Consider the following 15084-nt stretch of genomic DNA (forward strand, 5'->3'; position numbering starts at 1 on the left):
TTTCTGTGCTGTGTTTGTTGTGAAGGTTGGTTTCTGACCTTCACAACAGATACGGCGCTTTCCTTTGCCGGTTCTGTTTGTTTTTTCATTTTTGTTGCCGGCTTTCTGGTATGGTCCGGTCCTATGAGCCGTCATGCTTTACCACCTGACTTTCATGTGTCGCGCCCTCCGTTTCCGGCCTTGGACGTAAGGGGGAAGGCTTTGGCCTGCCAGCGGGGTGGGCGTATGGTGTTCCATCATCTTGATATTCATGTCACGTCCGGTGATGCGGTCTTTTTGCTGGGGCCAAATGGATCCGGGAAGTCGAGCTTGCTCAGGATGTTGGCCGGGTTTCTTCCTCCTGTCAGTGGTTGCCTAGAGTGGGGCCAAGCTGGGCAGGACAGGAATAGTTCTCACTCTGTTATTCGTTATCTTGGTCATCTTGATGCTTTGAAGCCGGCCCTGACTGTGCGCGAGAACATTATGTTCTGGTGCCGTTTGTTGGGCGAGCCGGTGGTGACGGTACCATCTGTGGACTCAATGGCTCTCTATATGGGTATTTCACACCTTCTGGATTTGCCAGGGCGTTTCCTGTCGGCCGGCCAGCGTCGCCGTGTTGCCATGATGCCGCTGGTTCTGTCGTCTGCTCCGCTCTGGTTGATGGATGAGCCGGCCACAGCCCTTGATGCCGGTGCTGTTCATATCCTAGAGGAGATTATCGCGGCTCATCGTGCACGCGGTGGGGCGATTGTCTTGTCGACACATACTGAACTTGATGTGCCCGGTGCCCATGTCATTCGCCTAGATGACTATGCCCCAAGCCTGGTTGCACGGCATGACGATCCAGAGGTGTTGCGATGAGTCGGTTGTGGCCCGTCCTGTGTCGTGATGTTCGGTTGGCTATTCGTCAGGGAACCGAGAGCGTGACGGTTATTGTCTTTTTTGTGCTGACCGTCGTTCTGTTTCCCTTTGGTTTGGGGCCGGAAGCTAATCTTCTGGCGCGTGTTGCCCCCGGTATTTTGTGGGTGGTGGCGCTGTTGGCATCGATGCTGTCACTGGATCGCTTGTTCTCGGGTGATCATGATGATGGCTCACTGGAGCTGTTAATCCTCTCCCCCGTACCCCTGTCACTTCTTGTCTTGGTCAAGGCTTTGGCGCATTGGCTCACAACCGGGCTTCCACTGGTAGCTGTGACGCCTTTATTGGCTCTGTTGTTGGGCCTTGATGGGGCAGCCTTGGGTATGCTGCTCTTGGCTATGATGTTGGGAACCCCCATTCTTTCGCTGATTGGAATGGTTGGTGCTGCCTTGACCCTAGGAGCTCGACGTGGCGGTGTTCTGCTGTCGCTCCTAGTGCTGCCGCTGTACGTCCCCGTCTTGGTGTTTGGTGTTGCGGCTGTTGATACGGTGCTGGTTGGCCAACCGTCTCTGTCGCCCTTGCTGATGCTGGGGTCCTTGCTTTGTGGGGCTTTCGCCTTGTGTCCTTGGATTGCAGCCGTCGCTGTACGCCAGTCAATCGAAGACGCCTGACCAGCTTCAGGCTGGAACCGTGCGCTCCCGTATCTCCAACTCCACGCAATCAGATCGGGTTATTTCCAGAAGCCATTGCGCGAAGACGGCCTGTGCAGGCGCAATCTGTTGTGCGCCGGATGTAACGATGTAATACGCATTATTGACGGGACGCGAAACGCCAAAAAGGGGTACCAGTTTTCCGCTGCGCAGTGGTTCAGATGTTAGGACTGTGCTAGCCAGCATAACACCCAGCCCCCTGAGCGCGGCCATGGTCAGGGCTGTGCTGTCTGTGAAGTATATGCCCTGTCGCAGGTCGGCTGCACGGATACAGGCCATGTCAAGCCAAGGCTTCCACTGCAGCCATGGTTCACGGGGGGCGCCTCCCGTGTCATGCAGAAGTGTATGGTACTCCAAGTCTGCCCAGTCATTCAGGGGGTGTCCATTATCAGCAAGTACAGGTGCGGCCGCCGGAAGGATTTGTTCGTTCATCAGAAAGGTGGAACGCAATCCTGGCCAGGTTCCCTGTCCGCAGCAGATGCCAAGGGCGGGGCTTTCTGCATGGGCTGTTGACTTTATATCTCCTGTCAACAGATGAAGTTCGATGCCGGGCCAACGGCGACGAAAATCTGCAAGACGCGGAACAAGCCAGTGTCGCGCCATGTCGGCCGGTACCGTAACGGTCAATTGGCCTTTCAGGCCGCTTGTATGCAGGTATTCTCCCGCTCGTGACAGAAGATCAAAACCACGGGTCAGTTCGGGCAGATAGGCGCGCCCTTTTTCTGTCAGGCGCAGTCCACGTGGCATGCGTTCGAACAAGCTGATTCCAAGAAAATCCTCGAGCCCTCTGACCTGATGGCTGATTGCTGTTGGCGTTACATGCAGTTCCTGTCCGGCACGGGCAAAACTTCCCAGCCGCGCTGCCGCTTCAAAGGCTCGCAGTGCGTTCAGAGGTGGCAGCCTGCGAGCCATGGATCCTGTCCTTGTTTCATCGGGTTAGTCAGCGCATTTTGTTTGTTCTTTGCGTGTATACTATGTACGTATGCACGTTCTTATGCTGACATCCTGTCACCGAGTTATGCTTCGGGCAACAGAAAATATTAAAAATATACTTATAAATCTGTGTGTTGCATCAATATCACCGCGTGGCTTGGAAGAGCGCAGGCAAGCTCATTGCCTGAAAGTCGATATAGATTAACAATTTAAGGAAGATTTTTCTTAACATCATCGCCTCTTGGCGGTAATGCTCAGGTCGGTGGTGGAACTGCAATGGTATCTAGGCTGCGGATGACGATCGGGGAGTGATCCGGCGGATTGACAACGGCACTGCTGGTCATGCGTTTCGTAAACCATCCTCTACGTCCGGCCTCTTCGACCAAGGCTGCGGGTGAGATGGCCTGCCAGCCATTCAAATGGGTTTTGAAACTTCCCCCAGAGGCCCAGAAGTCCAGTTCCTCGATCAGCGCAGCATCGGTCAGTTTCTGTGCCTGTCCCATATTCCAAGCTGTGATCAGAAGCATCATGGCATCCGGGTCAAGCCGTTTGTCTAGGCCGCGCTCGACCAAGCTAGACCGGAACTCATGCCACGTCGCGGCTCCGGACAAGATGGACAGGGCTTCGCGCATAAAGGGGTCAGGGCCAAACATCACGGGCTCCATTCAGGGGCGTCGAGACCTTTGCATCCTAACATTGTATATGTGTTGAGTTCCAGTGTTAACGAGAGGAGTATTTCCCTGTACCGGGCGAATCCGCATGGTTCCAGTTCGATTGTTCCGGTGGTTTGGCTATACAGCCCGTCCTATGCTTCGAGTTGTGTGGGCTTTGATCAATGGACGCTTTGTGGTTGCATATCGTTCTGGACAGCAGCGGCAAAGGCTACAGCCCGGCTTGTCGCCAAGCCCAAGTGTTCTCCTTCGTCGCTGAATACAGCCCATAGGGGACGTCCGGATACTTCGATGGAGCGGATATAAACCGGCTTGCCGGGGAATATACCAGTTTCTGGTGATCCCGATTGTTCTGTGTCTTGTTTATGATGGCGGTCGTTACTCATGGCCAATCTCCTGCTTTCAGCGATCCTTGCGGGGCTGGGGGGCAAGGTCGATTGTCTGCGTCTGCGGTGCTTGGTTGCTGCGATCCCGGTTGCCGCTTCCAATCTTGATCTGGCGTACAACCGGCTCCGGAACGGGGCGCTGGAGATCGATATGCAGCAGTCCGTTATCCATATAAGCGCCAATCACCTCTATGCCTTCAGCCAGGACAAAGCTGCGCTGGAACTGGCGTGAGGCGATGCCACGGTGCAGAAATATACGATTCCCGTCATCTGCGGATTGGCGCCCCCGGATAACAAGCTGGTTGTCCTCTGTTGTGACAGAGAGGTCTTCCTCGCGGAAGCCGGCCACGGCCAAGGTGATGCGCAGGCAGTGTTCGCCAGTTTGCTCGATATTATAGGGTGGGTAGCCCTCTGCCGAGCTTTTGGCAACACGGTCAAGAACGCGTTCTACATGGTCAAAGCCAAGCAGAAGCGGGCTGTTGAAAACAGACAGACGTGTCAAGGGAACCTCCTTTCGAGCGTGTCCCGCATTAGCATTGGGCCCGGAATTCCGGCACCCGGCCTCAGAGATCCATGTGTGTGGCATCTCCTTGCCCTTAATTTCGGCACAGATGAAGTGTCCGTCAAGGGGAAGAGAGAAAAGCACCTTAAAATGCAGGGTGTTGGCTGGTTTCTGGTTTCAAGGCATGGCATGATAAACGGGTGAAGGATACGAATCCGGATATACCGCAGTCCGGCTCTGGAGCCCTTTCTGCAGACGGCTACCCGACGGTTCTGGAGCGAATCGCCGGGAGCTATGATTTCACGCTTAGGCAGTCCGGTCCTGTTCCCGAGGCGGTCTTGTGGCGTGGTCGTCGCCATCAAGCGGCCAGGTTTCGTGCTCTTTTGTCAATTATGGGCTCAGATCGCTGGCGTCGCGGGATCAGCCTGAATGATGTTGGCTGCGGGTATGGTGCGCTGTGGCTCTGGTTAGGATGGCGATGGCGGGTTCTTGGTGGTTCTTACACCGGGTACGACATTAGTTCCGAGATGCTGGATGCAGCCTGTCGCCGTATTTCGCATCCCAAGGCTCGGTTTATCCGTTCAGCTGTTCCATCCTTTATGGCTGATTATACCGTTGCATCCGGTGTGTTCGGGCTGCGCCTGGATATGGACAGCCAGGATTGGGAGGCGTGGGTCGAGGCCTTGTGCCTGGCCATGGCCCGTGTATCCCGGCGCGGTTTGTCCTTCAATATCCTGGACGGACGGCGTTCTGCTGCATGTCAGACCTTGTGGTACAGTGACCCGGATACGGAGAAGAGCCGTGCTGTGCGCCTCTTCCCCGGTGCTGATGTTCGCATTGCCCAAGGGTATACATCGGGTGACTTTACGGTTCTGGTGCGTTTCTAGGCCTGCAAATGTACCTTGCTTCAGGAATAATGCGATTCATCCCCTGTCTTCTCGATCCGGTCACGTGCTACGGATCGAACGACCTGAACAACGGATGCGACGCCATTCCGGCGGTTCGGGCTGATGTGCTGATCCAGTTCCAGCCGCGCAAGCTGGGCATCTGCATCAATGGACAGGATATCCTTGGGTGTCCGGCCCGAGAACAAGGCAAGCAGAACAGCCAGAAGACCTTTGACGATGTGGGCGTCACTGTCTGCCGTGAAAAACAGATGCTCTTCCTTGCCGATACGCTCGATCCGGTGGGTCAGCCAGACTTGGCTGATGCATCCTTCCACCTTGTTTTCGCGGGTTCGGCTTTCTTCGGGGAAGGGTTCCAGTGTGCGTCCCAGATCGATGATGTAGCGGTAGCGGTCTTCCCAGTCGTCGAACAAGGAGAAGTTCTCCACCAGTTCATCCATTGTCAGGTTTGCACCCATTATCCTGTATCCACGCCGCTGCTGTTGTCATTCTGGCCTCCTGCCGGAGACAGGCTTGATATAGCGCCTTGTCTCTCAGGATGAAACCCCGCGACACAGGTTTCGTGCTTGGGTATGCTGGAACATGGTTGGTATTCATGTCAGGGACGGCTGTATTGGAACTGGAAGCCCATGTTTTGATTGTCCTTGCTCTTGTTGCAGTGGGGGCGGGCTTTCTGGATACACTGGCTGGTGGCGGTGGGTTGTTGACTGTTCCGGCCCTTCTTCTTGCCGGTGTGCCTCCGGTGCAAGCCTTGGCGACGAACAAGCTCCAGTCATCGGCTGGCACCCTGACAGCAACCGTTGGAATGGCTCGTCTTGGTTTGCTCCGGTTTCAGGATATACGAACCCCTTTTCTGGCATCATTGGTGGGTTCGGCGACCGGTGCCACCTTGGTGCAGGTTCTGGATGTCCGATCTCTTGATCATATTGTCCCGGTTGTTCTGGTTGGTATCGCCGTGTACTTCGTCCTGGTTCCCTCTGCCGGAGATGTGGAGTGTCAGCCCCGCATCGGGCGGGGTGTCTACCGATTTGGTGTTGTTCCCGCCATCGGGCTTTACGACGGCATGTTCGGGCCGGGGACGGGGTCTTTCTTTTCCTTGGCCGGCGTTGGTCTGCGTGGGCAACATCTGGTGCAGGCCACGGCCCATGCCAAGGCCTTCAATCTTGCAAGCAACATGGCGGCTTTGGGGGCTTTTGTTGTTGGGGGGAAGGTTGTCTGGTCGATCGGGGCTGTCATGATTCTGGGGCAGGCCTGTGGGGCCAGTCTGGGGAGCATGGCTGTGGCACGCGGGGGTGTGCGCTTGATACGCCCCTTGATTGTCTTTATGTCCCTGTCAATGACCGCCCGCTACCTATGGGGCTGCTGTATCGGGGTATTCTGGTAGCCCTCTTTGCACATCCGGTATTGAAGTGCTAAAATGTTGCGGGTTGTCACAGGGGGCGTTGCAAACGCTGGTCTGTCGCCCTATATAAATGATCATTCGGGGCCATCCGGGCGATGGTCCTGCCGTTTTCAGAACCCAAAGGGGACTTCGGGGACGCCGAAAAAAGGGTCCGGTGAAGTTTGCCACAGAAAGAGGTATTGCGATGAGCAAGGTCATTGGTATCGACCTCGGCACCACCAATTCTTGTGTTGCCATTATGGACGGGAAAGAAGCCCGTGTTCTCGAGAATGCAGAAGGTAACCGTACCACGCCGTCCATGGTCGCCTTTGCCGAGGATGGTGAAATTCTGGTCGGTCAGCCGGCCAAACGTCAGGCTGTAACCAATCCTGAAAATACACTGTTTGCCATCAAGCGTCTGATTGGCCGTCGCTTCAGCGATCCGGCAGTCAAGAAAGACCAAGAGCTTGTCCCCTACGATATCGTTGAGGGCAACAACGGTGATGCATGGGTTGATGTGCGTGGGAAGAAAAGAGCTCCAAGTGAAATTTCGTCCAGCGTTCTGCGCAAGATGAAGGAAACGGCCGAGAGCTATCTCGGGACGGCCGTTACGCAGGCTGTTATTACGGTTCCGGCCTATTTCAATGACTCTCAGCGTCAGGCTACCAAGGATGCCGGGGTTTTGGCCGGCCTTGAAGTTCTGCGTATCATCAACGAGCCGACAGCTGCTGCTCTTGCCTATGGTCTGGACCGCAAGGAAGCTGGTACGGTTGTTGTGTATGACCTAGGCGGTGGAACATTTGACGTTTCCATTCTGGAAATCGGCGACGGTGTTTTCGAGGTCAAGTCCACCAACGGTGATACGTTCTTGGGCGGTGAAGACTTCGATGCCCGGATCATCGGTTATCTGGCAGACGAATTCAAAAAAGAGCAGGGCATTGACTTGCGTCAGGATCGTTTGGCTCTCCAGCGTTTGAAGGAAGCCGCCGAGAAAGCAAAAATAGAGCTTTCGTCAACGGCGCAGACTGAAGTGAACCTGCCTTTCATTACCGCTGATGCCAGTGGTCCGAAGCATCTGAATGTCAAGTTGACTCGTTCCAAGCTGGAATCCCTTGTTGAAGACCTGATCGAGCGGACCATAGAGCCTTGCCGCAAGGCGCTGGCTGATGCTGACCTGAAAGCTGGTGACATTGCCGAAGTTATTTTGGTCGGTGGTATGACCCGTATGCCGAAGGTGCAGGAAGTGGTGGAGCGCTTCTTCGGTCGCAAGCCGCACAAGGGCGTAAACCCTGATGAGGTCGTTGCCATCGGTGCGGCCATTCAGGGTGGTGTCCTGAAGGGTGAGGTCAAGGACGTTCTTCTTCTGGATGTGACCCCGCTGTCTTTGGGGATTGAAACGTTGGGTGGTGTATTTACCCGCCTGATTGATCGGAACACCACGGTTCCAACCCGGAAGTCCCAGACGTTCTCTACAGCCGAGGACAATCAGAATGCCGTGACTATTCGCGTGTTCCAAGGTGAGCGTGAAATGGCGGCTGACAACAAGATGCTGGGTCAGTTTGACTTGGTTGGTATTCCTGCTGCACCACGTGGTGTGCCGCAGATCGAGGTCACGTTTGACATTGATGCCAACGGTATTGTCAATGTTTCCGCCAAAGACAAGGCAACCGGCAAGGAGCATGTGATTCGTATCCAGGCCTCCGGCGGTTTGTCGGAAAGTGAGATAGAGCGCATGGTCAAGGAAGCCGAGGCAAATGCAGAGGCCGACAAGAAGCGCCGTGAGGTTATTGATGCCCGTAATCATGCCGATGGCTTGATCCATCAGGTTGACAAAGACCTGAAAGAACATGGCGACAAGATTGATGCTTCCCTGCGGTCCCAGATTGAGGCCGATATTGCTGCGGTGCGTGCCGTTCTTGATGGTGATGATGCTGCGGCGCTTAAGGCCGCAACAGAGGCCCTTATGCAATCTTCCATGAAGCTGGGTGAGGCCATGTACAAAGCCCAGCAGGCGTCTTCTGGTGGTGCCGAAGGTGCTGCTGCGGGCCAGAAGGATGACGGTGTTGTCGATGCCGATTTTGAGGAAGTGGACGACTCAAAGGGCAAGTAAGGCTATGCCTCTGAATTCGGGATTTCCGACATAATGAAGCGGCGTCAGCCGTTATGGAGTGACTTCGACCGCCCCGCACACGCCCCAGTGGCTGTTTTGTGTGCGGGGCGGTCGTCCCTGTACAGGGCGAGCCAATGAGCAGCAAAAGGGATTATTACGAAGTTCTTGGCGTCAGCCAAGATGCGGATGCCGGGGCAATAAAGAAGGCCTATCGGTTGCGGGCTAAAGACTGCCACCCTGACTTATTCCCGGGTGACGACAAGGCTGCAGAGTCTTTTCGTGAGCTGACCGAAGCTTACGAAGTGCTACAGGATACCCAGAAACGTGCAGCGTATGATCGCTTTGGTCATGACGCCTTCTCACAGGGTGGAGGCGGTGCGTCCGGCTTCGGTGGTTTTGATTTTGGTGGCGGCTTTGCCGACATTATCGATGAAGTTTTCGGTAACTTTGCCGGTCGTCAGCGGGGGGGGCCTTCCCGCGGCGCTGATGTCCGCTATGACATGTCGATAACCTTGGAAGAGGCTTTCCTAGGCAAGACCGCTACGGTCACTCTTTCCACGGCAACGTCCTGTGGAACCTGCAAAGGCAGTGGTGCCAAGCCGGGAACAACACCGACAACGTGCTCCACATGTCGTGGTCAGGGGCGTATACGGGTCCAGCAGGGCATGTTCTTGGTTGAGAGAACGTGTTCGTCGTGTCATGGGCGGGGAAAGACTATCACTGATCCTTGTTCTTCCTGCCGTGGTTCCGGGCGCGAAAATCGGGAGCGTACCCTTGAGGTTAAGATTCCACCGGGTGTCGAGGATGGAACGCGCATTCGGTTGTCGGGTGAAGGTGAAGCCGGGATGCTGGGCGCCCCGGCGGGGGATCTTTATATTTTCCTGAGTATTCGTCCACATCGTATCTTCCAGCGCGAGGGTGCCGATATCTACTGCAGGGTGCCGATCACCATGACAACGGCTGCTCTGGGTGGCAGCATAGAGGTTCCTTCTATTGATGGCAGCCGCGCACGGGTTACGATTCCGGCCGGAACCCAGTCCGGTAATCAGTTCCGGCTGCGTAACAAGGGGATGAGTGTCCTACGCAGCCCAAAACGTGGGGATATGATTGTTCATGCCCAAGTTGAAACCCCTGTAAACCTGACCGATGAGCAGAAAGACCTGCTGCGCCGCTTTGATGAAGCGGGTGGGGGCGAGACCAGCCCAGAGAGCACAGGATTCTTTCGCAGGATCCGGGAACTTTGGGATGATCTGACCGATTGATGACCGGTCTGTGTCCGTGGAGTTTTCCGCCCGGTCAAAGCCGTGTTCCCGCCTTTCCGGCAGGAACACGGCTTTTCTGCTTTTTTGGCCCTGAAAGGGTTACGGAACCCGGGTATCAGCGGGGCTTGTGTTTTATTTTGCAGGTATAGTGATTCTGCCCCGGTTTATGGTCGGGTGGGTCGCTTGTACCCTTGTCCCTGTTTGTATTGCCTTTTGTCCTAGCGACAGGGTGAGGAACAGGGCGTGAGCCTTTTGGGCGGTACATGAGGAATGACGTTACAGGTGTCCTGACAGGAGTAAACCATGTCCGAGCATCCAAAGAAAACGACAATCGCTGTGAAGCTGATTGCCGTGATTGCTTCCGTGGTTTCGGGGTTCCTGATTATTTCAACCGTTGCCAGCGTCATTGTAACAGACCGTTTGATGGGCAAGGCTGTGGATACCCGTGCTTCTCTGGTTGCTAATCTTCAGGCTGCGGCCATGGTTCAGCCGATCTGGGATTTCAATCTTGAGGTTCTACAGCAGTTGACCAACGCTCTTGCTGCGGATCCGGATTTTGAGGCTGCTTGGGTCACGGATGATACGGGCAAGGCTCTCAGCAAGAAAATGGCCGGAGATATAGACTATACAACCTTGGAACAGGATGCTTTGCCATCCAGCGTCTCCATGACCCACCAGCCGATTGTTCGGGAAGACAAGCAGATTGCCACCCTGCATATCGTTGTTAGCGACCATTCCAAGCAAGCAGCCCGCCAGAGTGCGATCTTTTCCGGTGTTGTGATCATTATACTCAGCAACCTGATTCTAGTTGTTATTCTCTTTGCCATCATTCGGCAAATCACCCGGCCCTTGGTTGATATTGCTGCTGTTATCGATGAGCTGGCGGCCGATCGACTGGATGTTGAGGTTCCCCATAAGGAGCGTACCGATGAAATTGGCTCCATTGCGGGTGCCGTCGGGACATTCCAGCAGAATATGAAGCGTAACCGCGAACTGGAACGCGAGGCGGAAGAAGCCCGCGAGCAACGCCGCCAGAGAACAGCCCTGCGGGAGAAACTTACAGCAGCTTTTGATACAGCCGTCAGTTCCATGTTGAAGACCCTTTCAGGCAGTGCGGAGGAGGTCTTCGGGTCCTCTGATACCCTGCAGCAGGCAGCGGATCGTACCCGTGACGAGAGCCAAGCCGTCAATCATTCTGCCGAGCAGGCATCCTTGGATATTGAGGCTGTAGCAACGGCAGCGGAAGAACTGGGGGCATCCATCGGTGAAATCAGCCGTCAGGTCGAGGACAGCACCCATATCACTGCTGATGCCGTACGGGGGATTGAGGGTGCAGCCAAGACCATGGGTATCCTATCAGATGCAACAGGGCGAATTGGCGAGATTGTCAACCTGATTACGGATATCGCAAGTCAGACCAACCTTCTTGCGTTGAATGCAACGATCGAGGCGGCCCGCGCCGGTGAGGCCGGCAAGGGGTTTGCTGTTGTTGCCAACGAGGTCAAGAGTCTGGCAAACCAGACAACCCGGGCAACAGACGAAATTGCCCGTCAGATCACTGCCGTCCAGAAAGCATCGGGCGATGTCAGCTCGGCCATCCGCCAGGCTGTGGGGACCATTCATTCCGTGGACGCGGTTGTTGCCAATATTGCTTCGGCTGTTGAGGAACAGGGCGCTGCAACGCGCGAGATTGCGCGCGCGGTGGGCGGCGTTGCTGCGGGGAACCGCAGTATTGTCGACCGCATCGGAGAAGTGTCTACAGCCGCAGCCAAGACAGGCGACATGTCTTCCAGCATGTACCGTGTTGCTGAGGGGCTGAAGAGCGAAACGGAGAACCTGCGCGACTGTGTCGAGAAGTTCTTGCTGGACATGCGTTCCGCATGAGAAAGCGAGGTTGGGACAAGACACAGGCTAGGCGTTATCTTGTCGTTTGTGCGTGTGCCATGGCCCTGTTGTCTTGCGCATTTTTTCTTATGGTCTCGGTTTCCCATGCCGGTGAGCTGCGGCTCAGTACCTTGGAGTGGCCTCCCTATACTGGCGAGTCTTTGCCCGGTACCGGTGCCGCTGCGGTTGTACTGCAAGAGGCAGCTAGGCATGGTGGGGATACCTTCAGCGCAGCCTTCTATCCTTGGCAACGGGCTGTTCGTATAGGCTTGGAGAGCCCAGGGTATGTTGGTTACTTCCCAGAGTATATGTCCCGTGATCTGGACAGTCAGTGCCTGTTCAGCAAGCCGATTGGTATTGGTCCCCTAGGGTTTGCACAGCGCAGGGACAGGCCATTGTTCTGGAATACGCTGGATGATCTTGCATCGGTACCGATTGGCACTGTTTCGGGCTATGTTAATACGGCTGACTTTGATGCCCGGGTGGCTGTTGGCCGTCTGAGTACGGATACAGCGATTGATGACGTTAGTAACTTGCGCAAGGTTATTGCAAAAAGGGTTGTGGCTGCTGTGGTTGACCATAACGTGATGACCTATCTGCTGAAAACAGACTCATCCCTGATTACAGAGGGGGATGTCCTGGAATTCAACAGCCGGATTCTTGAGAACAAGACCTTGCACGTGTGTTTCCGCAGGACAGACGAAGGAGAGGCCGCTCGTGCCCGCCTAGATGCTGCCCTGTCTGCCCTAGATGTCTCAACGATTTTTGAGAAAGCCTTGGTGTTCTAGCGGCGACCGAACATGTCCTGCAGGCGGTCTATCTCATCAGCGGGTGTCCACGTTGCCGGGGGGGCTTCGTCCCGGTCATAATCCGGGGCCGAAGAGGATCCTGACGATGGTATCGGGCGTGCGGGCAGGCCGCGGTGAATGTCTTCCATGACCTGCTTCCACACCTGTGCAGGCAGGGTTCCTCCCGTGACCCGTTTCATCGGACTGTTGTCGTCGTTACCAATCCAGACGCCGGTCACATAATCTGCGGTATAGCCAAGATAAAGCGCATCGCGGTAGGTCTGGCTGGTGCCCGTTTTGGCCCCTGCCGGTCGGTCCAAGGTTGCGGCTTTTCCGGTTCCCCAAGATAAGACACCACCAAGAAGCTGGTTCATCTGCGCCACAACATCAGGGCGTATGACGCGTGTACCGGCTGTTCCGATGCGTTCGTAAAGGACTTGTCCATCCCGTGTGGTGATATCGATAATGGAATACGGATAGGCGGCCATGCCTCCATTCGCCAAGGGAGCATAGGCAGCGGTCATGGCTAGCAGGGTGTTGTCTTCTGTTCCCAGGGCCATGGCCGGGCTTTCTTCCCCGACACGGGATACGGAAAGGCCAAGTCGGCGGGCTGTGCGTGCCACGGTGCGTAGGCCTGTTTTCATGGCAACCCGGACAGCAACCGTATTGATCGAGCGGGCGACAGCCTCGCGCACCGTAACATCTCCGCGGAATTGGCGATCAAAGTTCTGCGGCGACCAGTTGCGGATCGTCAGGGGTTCATCCTGAATGATGTCATCAGGTGAAAGACCCTGTTCCAGAGCCGCGAGATATACAAATGTCTTGAACGATGATCCGGGTTGCCGGGTTGCTTGTGTTGCCCGGTTGTACTGACTGGTGCTGTAGTCCGTTCCGCCCACAATAGCGCGTACGGCCCCATGCGGGCTCATGACCACAACAGCCCCCTGCGTGGCGTGGCGCGTTGCGCCGTACTGGTTCAGTACGGTGTTCAGTGCATGCTCTGCACTCTTCTGGGTTTGTTTGTTGAACGTTGTTCTTACAACAAGGTCAGTATCAACCGTACCGACCAGGTTATCGAGTTGATCTAGGACAAAGTCACTGAAATACCGCCCGGTATGGCTGCGGGGTGGCAGTGAAGCCAGATAGCGTTCCCCTTCAGACGAGGCGTGTTCGGCCTGCGCTTGTGTCAGAACGCCGGATGCGACCATGGACTGGAGGACAGTTCTGGCCCGTGCATGGGCATTGGCCTTGTTATTTTCAGGGTTATAGCGGGAGGGCGCTTTCAGTAATCCGGCCAGCACGGCGGCTTGATAGGGTGTGACATGGCGCGTGGATACTCCGAAGTATTTTCGGGCGGCAGCCTCCATGCCATAGGTGCCGGCACCCAGATATACGCGGTTCAGGTACAGGCTGAAGATCTGGTCCTTGCTAAACGTCCATTCCAGCCACAGGGCGAGCATCAGCTCCTGGGCCTTGCGTTTGAAGGTACGATCGCGGGTCAGGAACAGATTCTTGGCGGTTTGCTGCGTAATGGTGGAGCCACCCTGTACGGTCTGCCCCGCCTGCCAGTTGGTTACTACGGCCCGTAAAAGCCCCAGGGGATCAATGCCCGGGTGACTGTAGAACCGCCGATCCTCAATAGACATAACCGCTTCGGGTAGCCAGTGGGACATGGCATTGACCGGTACAACATCGCCATATTGGTCCCCATACGTGGCGACCATGGCCCCGTTCTCATCAACAAGAGTAATCGAAGGCTTGCGGGTCATGGCTGCTGCCAAGTCGATCCGTGGCAGGTCAAGGGCAAACCAGCCTAGAATCAGGCCAACGACCATGCACCCCCACAGCATGATGCTTAGGGTCCAGCGTGCCAAGCGCCAGATAAGGGAGCGTGAACGGCGCGTATTCTTGCCCTTACCGGTTTTTCTTGGTTCTGGCCCTCGTCGTGCCGATCGCTTTGGCTTCGGTCCTGTGCTCTTTGCCTGCTTTGGCCGCTTTACTGTCCGGAGTTTGCTCCATATTCTGGCCAGACCGCTGTCATAGGCTGCATGCGATGACAGCATACGGTTCCTGATGTCATCCGGATCAAGGTAGATTCCGGGTGTTGCAGGGTCAGGAACGGGGCAGGGGTCAGAAGGAGACATCATATCCGGTTTTCTATGTGTTCCGGGTGGGAGAGGGCACAGAACAGTCCCGGGACTATAAACTGTGACCGAAGCAAGGGCTTGATACCCGAGACAGCAGCCTGATGCAAAGGTATCCCCCACAGCTCTTGGTTACGCTTTTGCCAGGATCATGAAGTGACAGGATATTTTCTCCCCTATACTTGGGGCAATCATATGGCTGTTTGTGCTGCAAGGTACGGAAATCGGCGAATCGTTGCTTTTTTTCTGCTATTCTGCCTTTCCATTTCCGGGGGAGAAAGCCGCAATGAAGACTGCGCCTGCCTTGATGATCAATCTGTCCGAGGATCTCTACCTTCGTCTGCAAGCTTTGGCAGAGGCTGGGCAGTGTCAGCTGGAAGAGCTGGTCTTCCGTGCTTGCGAGGACTTTGTCGAACGCGAGGAGGAGTTTCTCCAGGTTCGCGATACCTTGGAGTCCGGACAGGATATCCGGGTAACCGTCTGTGTCCCTAGTGCTCCCCTCGGTGACGTTTCCCCGGTTCCGAAGGGATAGCGGCGTCAGCCGCCTGTCCCTTCGTTCCCGCGTTTCAGA

The 15084-nt window shown here is 55.6% G+C and carries 15 protein-coding genes; 9 read left to right on the top strand and 6 right to left on the bottom strand.

Annotated features, from left to right (window positions below; genetic code table 11):
• The first annotated feature begins 123 nt into the window (after window positions 1-123).
• Together ccmA and ccmB are read left to right on the top strand one after the other, a co-directional pair.
• Window positions 124-840: a heme ABC exporter ATP-binding protein CcmA gene (gene ccmA, locus AY555_RS04315; RefSeq protein WP_066133909.1), complete on the top strand. Its 717-nt coding sequence runs from the start codon at window positions 124-126 to the stop codon at window positions 838-840.
• Window positions 837-1508, top strand: a complete 672-nt coding sequence (gene ccmB / locus AY555_RS04320) for a heme exporter protein CcmB (protein WP_066133912.1) — start codon at window positions 837-839, stop codon at window positions 1506-1508. Before ccmA ends, ccmB begins: the two co-directional genes overlap by 4 nt.
• A 6-nt stretch (window positions 1509-1514) precedes the next feature.
• On the opposite strand, the gene AY555_RS04325 is transcribed toward ccmB, so the two are convergent.
• The 4 genes from AY555_RS04325 to AY555_RS04340 form a co-directional block, all read right to left on the bottom strand.
• Window positions 1515-2459, bottom strand: a complete 945-nt coding sequence (locus AY555_RS04325) for a LysR substrate-binding domain-containing protein (RefSeq protein WP_066133914.1) — start codon at window positions 2457-2459, stop codon at window positions 1515-1517.
• 275 nt (window positions 2460-2734) lie between these two features.
• Window positions 2735-3133 carry a hypothetical protein gene (locus tag AY555_RS04330; RefSeq protein ID WP_066133919.1) on the bottom strand — a complete coding sequence of 133 codons (399 nt, stop codon included), beginning with the start codon at window positions 3131-3133 and terminating at the stop codon, window positions 2735-2737.
• Between the two features lie 179 nt (window positions 3134-3312).
• Window positions 3313-3537: a DUF1150 family protein gene (locus tag AY555_RS04335; RefSeq protein WP_066133923.1), complete on the bottom strand. Its 225-nt coding sequence runs from the start codon at window positions 3535-3537 to the stop codon at window positions 3313-3315.
• 16 nt (window positions 3538-3553) lie between these two features.
• A complete protein-coding gene (locus AY555_RS04340; protein WP_066136548.1) occupies window positions 3554-4039 on the bottom strand; it encodes an Hsp20 family protein in 486 nt (161 codons plus the stop codon).
• Window positions 4040-4239: 200 nt separating this feature from the next.
• Here AY555_RS04340 and AY555_RS04345 point away from each other — a divergent pair, with 200 nt between their 5' ends.
• Window positions 4240-4926, top strand: a complete 687-nt coding sequence (locus AY555_RS04345; RefSeq protein ID WP_066133926.1) for a class I SAM-dependent methyltransferase — start codon at window positions 4240-4242, stop codon at window positions 4924-4926.
• Between the two features lie 20 nt (window positions 4927-4946).
• On the opposite strand, the gene AY555_RS04350 is transcribed toward AY555_RS04345, so the two are convergent.
• Window positions 4947-5402: a SufE family protein gene (locus AY555_RS04350; protein ID WP_156483290.1), complete on the bottom strand. Its 456-nt coding sequence runs from the start codon at window positions 5400-5402 to the stop codon at window positions 4947-4949.
• Between the two features lie 137 nt (window positions 5403-5539).
• On the opposite strand from AY555_RS04350, the gene AY555_RS04355 reads away from it, so the two are divergent.
• From AY555_RS04355 to AY555_RS04375, 5 genes are all read left to right on the top strand, one after another.
• Window positions 5540-6328, top strand: a complete 789-nt coding sequence (locus tag AY555_RS04355; RefSeq protein WP_066136552.1) for a TSUP family transporter — start codon at window positions 5540-5542, stop codon at window positions 6326-6328.
• A 202-nt stretch (window positions 6329-6530) separates the two neighbouring features.
• Window positions 6531-8435, top strand: a complete 1905-nt coding sequence (gene dnaK, locus AY555_RS04360; protein WP_066136555.1) for a molecular chaperone DnaK — start codon at window positions 6531-6533, stop codon at window positions 8433-8435.
• A gap of 134 nt (window positions 8436-8569) precedes the next feature.
• Window positions 8570-9697, top strand: a complete 1128-nt coding sequence (dnaJ, locus tag AY555_RS04365) for a molecular chaperone DnaJ (protein WP_066133929.1) — start codon at window positions 8570-8572, stop codon at window positions 9695-9697.
• A gap of 303 nt (window positions 9698-10000) precedes the next feature.
• Complete coding sequence (locus tag AY555_RS04370; protein WP_066133932.1) at window positions 10001-11581, top strand: methyl-accepting chemotaxis protein; 1581 nt, start codon at window positions 10001-10003, stop codon at window positions 11579-11581.
• Complete coding sequence (locus AY555_RS04375) at window positions 11578-12369, top strand: substrate-binding periplasmic protein (RefSeq protein ID WP_156483291.1); 792 nt, start codon at window positions 11578-11580, stop codon at window positions 12367-12369. The genes AY555_RS04370 and AY555_RS04375 overlap by 4 nt, the downstream gene beginning before the upstream one ends.
• Here AY555_RS04375 and AY555_RS04380 read toward each other — a convergent pair.
• A complete protein-coding gene (locus AY555_RS04380; RefSeq protein ID WP_066133941.1) occupies window positions 12366-14516 on the bottom strand; it encodes a transglycosylase domain-containing protein in 2151 nt (716 codons plus the stop codon). The two genes, AY555_RS04375 and AY555_RS04380, sit on opposite strands and share 4 nt — an antisense overlap.
• A 283-nt stretch (window positions 14517-14799) precedes the next feature.
• Here AY555_RS04380 and AY555_RS04385 point away from each other — a divergent pair, with 283 nt between their 5' ends.
• Entirely contained in the window at window positions 14800-15045 is a 246-nt protein-coding gene (locus AY555_RS04385; protein WP_156483292.1) for a hypothetical protein, read from the top strand.
• The last annotated feature ends 39 nt before the right edge of the window (window positions 15046-15084 follow it).

The organism is Haematospirillum jordaniae (assembly GCF_001611975.1).
GTDB classification, from domain to species: Bacteria; Pseudomonadota; Alphaproteobacteria; order Rhodospirillales; family Rhodospirillaceae; genus Haematospirillum; species Haematospirillum jordaniae.

What these genes read in the sequence shown, in the direction of transcription:
- ccmA (WP_066133909.1), top strand. Translation starts at nt 124, where the DNA reads ATGAGCCGTCATGCTTTACCACCTGACTTTCATGTGTCGCGCCCTCCG.
- ccmB (WP_066133912.1), top strand. Translation starts at nt 837, where the DNA reads ATGAGTCGGTTGTGGCCCGTCCTGTGTCGTGATGTTCGGTTGGCTATT.
- AY555_RS04325 (WP_066133914.1), bottom strand. Translation starts at nt 2,459, where the DNA reads ATGGCTCGCAGGCTGCCACCTCTGAACGCACTGCGAGCCTTTGAAGCG.
- AY555_RS04330 (WP_066133919.1), bottom strand. Translation starts at nt 3,133, where the DNA reads ATGTTTGGCCCTGACCCCTTTATGCGCGAAGCCCTGTCCATCTTGTCC.
- AY555_RS04335 (WP_066133923.1), bottom strand. Translation starts at nt 3,537, where the DNA reads ATGAGTAACGACCGCCATCATAAACAAGACACAGAACAATCGGGATCA.
- AY555_RS04350 (WP_156483290.1), bottom strand. Translation starts at nt 5,402, where the DNA reads ATGGGTGCAAACCTGACAATGGATGAACTGGTGGAGAACTTCTCCTTG.
- AY555_RS04355 (WP_066136552.1), top strand. Translation starts at nt 5,540, where the DNA reads ATGTCAGGGACGGCTGTATTGGAACTGGAAGCCCATGTTTTGATTGTC.
- dnaK (WP_066136555.1), top strand. Translation starts at nt 6,531, where the DNA reads ATGAGCAAGGTCATTGGTATCGACCTCGGCACCACCAATTCTTGTGTT.
- dnaJ (WP_066133929.1), top strand. Translation starts at nt 8,570, where the DNA reads ATGAGCAGCAAAAGGGATTATTACGAAGTTCTTGGCGTCAGCCAAGAT.
- AY555_RS04370 (WP_066133932.1), top strand. Translation starts at nt 10,001, where the DNA reads ATGTCCGAGCATCCAAAGAAAACGACAATCGCTGTGAAGCTGATTGCC.
- AY555_RS04375 (WP_156483291.1), top strand. Translation starts at nt 11,578, where the DNA reads ATGAGAAAGCGAGGTTGGGACAAGACACAGGCTAGGCGTTATCTTGTC.
- AY555_RS04380 (WP_066133941.1), bottom strand. Translation starts at nt 14,516, where the DNA reads ATGATGTCTCCTTCTGACCCCTGCCCCGTTCCTGACCCTGCAACACCC.
- AY555_RS04385 (WP_156483292.1), top strand. Translation starts at nt 14,800, where the DNA reads ATGAAGACTGCGCCTGCCTTGATGATCAATCTGTCCGAGGATCTCTAC.